Origin of the sequence: Gordonia sp. (in: high G+C Gram-positive bacteria) (assembly GCF_049299075.1) — a bacterium.
Classification (GTDB): Bacteria; Actinomycetota; Actinomycetes; order Mycobacteriales; family Mycobacteriaceae; genus Gordonia.
The window spans coordinates 1-3,100 of the sequence record NZ_JBAQWU010000089.1 but is presented as its reverse complement, the minus strand read 5'-3'; the positions used below and the strand labels follow the sequence as shown (position 1 = coordinate 3,100).

5 protein-coding genes and 1 tRNA gene are annotated in these 3,100 nt (G+C 65.3%); 4 read left to right on the top strand and 2 right to left on the bottom strand.

Annotation, left to right across the window (positions count from 1 at the left end; genetic code table 11):
• From WAW85_RS03005 to WAW85_RS02995, 3 genes are all read left to right on the top strand, one after another.
• On the top strand, positions 1 to 241 hold a 241-nt coding region (locus tag WAW85_RS03005; RefSeq protein WP_422558173.1), incomplete at its 5' end, for an acyl-CoA dehydrogenase family protein.
• On the top strand, positions 231 to 926 hold the full coding sequence (locus WAW85_RS03000; RefSeq protein ID WP_422558172.1) for a GntR family transcriptional regulator: 696 nt from the start codon (positions 231 to 233) through the stop codon (positions 924 to 926). The genes WAW85_RS03005 and WAW85_RS03000, both read left to right, overlap by 11 nt.
• A 78-nt stretch (positions 927 to 1,004) precedes the next feature.
• Positions 1,005 to 1,077, top strand: a tRNA-Asn gene (locus WAW85_RS02995).
• 184 nt (positions 1,078 to 1,261) lie between these two features.
• On the opposite strand, the gene WAW85_RS02990 is transcribed toward WAW85_RS02995, so the two are convergent.
• Positions 1,262 to 1,801 carry an MOSC domain-containing protein gene (locus WAW85_RS02990; RefSeq protein WP_422558171.1) on the bottom strand — a complete coding sequence of 180 codons (540 nt, stop codon included), beginning with the start codon at positions 1,799 to 1,801 and terminating at the stop codon, positions 1,262 to 1,264.
• 29 nt (positions 1,802 to 1,830) lie between these two features.
• Positions 1,831 to 2,526 carry a hypothetical protein gene (locus WAW85_RS02985; RefSeq protein ID WP_422558170.1) on the bottom strand — a complete coding sequence of 232 codons (696 nt, stop codon included), beginning with the start codon at positions 2,524 to 2,526 and terminating at the stop codon, positions 1,831 to 1,833.
• Positions 2,527 to 2,944: 418 nt separating this feature from the next.
• Between WAW85_RS02985 and WAW85_RS02980 the strand changes: the two genes are divergently transcribed.
• On the top strand, positions 2,945 to 3,100 hold a 156-nt coding region (locus WAW85_RS02980), incomplete at its 3' end, for a TetR family transcriptional regulator (RefSeq protein ID WP_422558174.1).

The window sequence follows — 3,100 nt, the reverse complement described above, 5'->3', positions numbered from 1 at the left end:
GGCGCAGGCCTCCGATGCCAACCCCGGCACGATGATGCCGCGTGAGGCCTCCATGGTGAAGCTCAAGGCCACCGAAGTGAGCAAGGCCATGACCATCGACAGTATGCAGATGATGGGCGGCTACGGTTACGCCACGGAGTTCGACGCTGAGCGGCTGATGCGCGGAGCGATCATCTCCACCGTCTATGGCGGCACCAACGAGATTCAGCGCGACATCATCGGAAAGACTTATGGCCTCTGACTCCCCCTCGTATACAGCCTCCTCCGCGAGCTTGCGGCGTCGCCCGCAGCTCTCGGAGGAGGTGGCGTCGATCTTGCGTCATAAGATCATGACCGCCGAGCTCCTGCCTGGCACGCCGATCCGGATGGACGAAACCGCTGTCGAAATTGGCGTCAGCGTCACCCCGGTACGCGAGGCCCTGCTGACCTTGCGCGGCGAGGGCATGGTCGATTCCGCCCCGCACCGCGGCTACGTCGTCGCCGAACTCTCCCGCACCGACGTCGAGGACATCTTCTGGTTGCAGGGTCAAGCCGCCACCCGGATCGCCCGCCGGACGGCCGCCATGATCGACGACGATTCGCTCGCGGACTTGGCGGCCGCCAACGACGCCCTGCGCGCCGCCGCGGCGACGGGCGACGTCACCGCCATCTCGGCCGCCGAGTTCGATTTTCATCGCGCCCACAACCGGATCAGCGGCAGCAACAAGCTCGCCTGGTTCCTGCTGTCGGCGACGCGGTACACACCGCACCAGATGTATGCCGCCGATCCGGCCTGGGCTGCGGTAGCCCTGGACAGCCACCAGCAGTTGATCGACGCCTACCGTGCGCGCGACCCCAAAGCCGCGGCCACCGCCGCGGCCATCCAGTTCACCGACGGGGCCACTCGCCTGCTTGCTCACTTGTCGAGCACTGACCTCTGGCGGTAGAACGGCCGTGACCAGTCGTTTTGCTGCCTAGCAGGACGATGGGATAAAGTTCCATCTCGGTTCGAAAGAGCCACGCTTTCCCCCATAGCTCAATTGGCAGAGCAGCCGACTGTTAATCGGCAGGTTATTGGTTCGAGTCCAATTGGGGGAGCAATAGGAGCCCGTCACCAGTGCATAACGGTGGCGGGCTTTGTTGTTGGCGCATACCTTGTCCGCCCCGAATCCAGGCGTAGCGGAAATCATCGCTGAGCGGTCCAGATCCGCGACAACTGGCCCGCCAGGGGACACAATCCGCGACAGATGCCCTGGCCGACGGGGCCGCTCCCGACAGCGGACTACGCGCCCGCGTAGACCTCGGCAATAGTGGAGGCCGATTCCGGACGCGTCATCACCACAATGGCGTCATCGGCAGCCACCTGCCCCCGTGCCACCACACGCAAGTAGGCGCCCGGGCGTCCGGCCTGCATGAAGCGCTTGACCCAGCCGCGCTGGTCGGCACCGCCGACCCGGCGGGCGAAGGTCTGGCACGGGATCCGCGGCGCGGTCACCTCGACGACGAGCTGCTCCCCGACCCGCCACTGCTCGCCGATTCGTGCGGCGGACAGGTCGATCCCGGACACTCGCAGGTTCTCCCCGTACCAGCCGGCCGGAGTCGGCCGATCGAGTTGATCTGCCCAGTACCGCGCATCCTCGTCGGCGTAGGCGTAAAGGGCTTTGTCCAGGCCGCCGTGATGTTTCCGATCGGCCTGAACATCGCCGTACAGTCCGTACGGCCCAGCAGACACCGGCCCGACGACGGGGCGTTTATCGATCGCCGTCACACCCACCTTGCCCGGATCGGGCAGGAGCTGATGGACGACGCAGACATCGAGCACTCGACCAGAAAGCACAGGTCGGCGCGCCGCTAGATGCTGCGGAACGTCAGCGCGCCGACGGAGTCGGAATGCCGGTACTTCAAGTACTCCGAAACCGTGTCGGCCGAGACACCGGCGGTAGCCGTGGCGATCGTGACGACCAGGAAGGACTTCTCCGCGCTGTCCTTCCACTTACCCGTCTCGAAGCCCGAGATGTAGCTGCCCGGGGCGAGCTTCATATCGTCGTCGGTAAACTGCCCAATCGCTGCTGACGCGGCGCCAGCATCGGTCATCGTCATGATGTACTGCGTCAAGAACAGATTCCCATTCTCGGTCTTCCACACCAGTTCGGAGCCGTACTGGCAGCCGAGGCTGGTCAGCTTGTTGGCCTCTTCGAACGAGGCACAATCGTTGTAGTCGGCGCCCTTGACCCACTCGGCCGTCAGCGCGACATCGCCGAGCCGGAAGTTCCAGTTGCCGTCGAATTCGGTGTAGGTGAACTTGCCGCCCGCCGACGACGACGTCGAGGTTGACGGGGCGGACGACGAGATGGTGGTCGTGGCCGACGTGGAGTTCGGCGTCGTCACGCCAGCGGCCTGCGTGTCGTCGCCCTTCTCGCGACTGGCGAAGTACACGATGGTGGCGACCAGCGCAGCCACCACGGCCACGGCGACCACACCGAGGGTGACCTTGAGTGCGGGGTTCGACTTCTTCGGCGGCTGGGGCGGCCCGTAACCCCCAGGCATGCCAGGCTGCTGCGGATACGCACCCGGCTGACCGTATCCGGGCTGGCTGACGGCCTGCGGACCGTATCCGGGCTGGCCATAAGGTTGCTGAGGACCAGGTTGCTGAGGACCAGGCTGCTGAGGACCAGGCTGCTGAGGACCGGGCCCGGAGCCCTGCCCCGGCCATCCCTGCTGAGCCGAGCGCACCTGCGTTTCGTCACTGTTCGGATCACCCGGGAATCCGTTGCCGTAGTGCGGACCTGGAGGGTTCGTCATGTTCTGGTCACCTTTCACGCCGCACCCGGCCCCCTCGACCTGGTGACAGTAGTCACTAGAGCGTAGGGCCTACCGGTGTTGGCAATCCACCCGACATTCCGCTGCGGGCAATGGATTGACTCACCACTTGCACCAGTGCAATAATGCACTAGTGCAAGGTTCAATGAGGGTGACGGGTCGCGACCGGAAGCGGGCCCAGACGTTCGGGCGCATCCACGAAGCCGCCGTCGAACTCACCGCGCGCGACGGATTGGCCGAGGCCACCGTCTCGGCGATCGCCGAGCGCGCCGGTGTCTCGCGCCGCACCTTCTTCAATTAC